At 67.5% G+C, this 523-nt stretch carries 1 protein-coding gene; it reads right to left on the bottom strand.

All coding sequences use genetic code 11. The annotated features are described in order from the left end of the window. Positions 1–32 precede the first annotated feature (32 nt). Positions 33–523 (bottom strand): fimbrial protein (locus KHO33_RS41965; RefSeq protein ID WP_328822839.1); only part of this gene is annotated, 491 nt, incomplete at its 5' end.

The raw sequence follows: 523 nt of genomic DNA, 5'->3' as shown, positions 1-523 counted from the left end.
CGCGCTACCCGCGTGCGGGTAGCGCTGAGTGCTTACTGATAGCTGATCGTGTACTGGATGGTCGAGTTCGCTGCGCCGGCCGTCGCCGCGCCCATTGCAACGTACTGGGCGAACATGTTCAGGGTTGCGCTGCCGCTGGCGATACTCACCAGATCGGTGTTCTGCGAGCCGGTGGCCGCACCCGCCACGATCGGCTGGTACTTGGAGTTCAGCAGCTGGATTTCCACGTTCGAGGCACCGCCCGCGGCGACGAACAGATTACCGGTTGCCGTGTCCACCGTCGGACCCGGCTCAAGGTAGGCCGTGGCGTTACCGGTGGCCGGCGCGCAGGCCGACAGCTGGATCGAGAAGCCCGCGCGGCCAGCCGTGGCGCCAGCGGTGGCCAGCGTCGAGGTCGACACCGGCGGCAAGTTCACGGTGAAGTTCGGCGTGCCGCTGTTGATCGTGCAGGTCGTGCCGACCACGGAGCCATTGAAGGTGATCGTGCCGTCAGCGGCGTGGGCGGCCGGCGCGAGCATGGCGA

Origin of the sequence: Paraburkholderia nemoris (genome assembly GCF_905221015.1) — a bacterium.
Taxonomy (GTDB): Bacteria; Pseudomonadota; Gammaproteobacteria; order Burkholderiales; family Burkholderiaceae; genus Paraburkholderia; species Paraburkholderia nemoris.
This window is presented reverse-complemented; position numbering and strand designations above follow the sequence as displayed.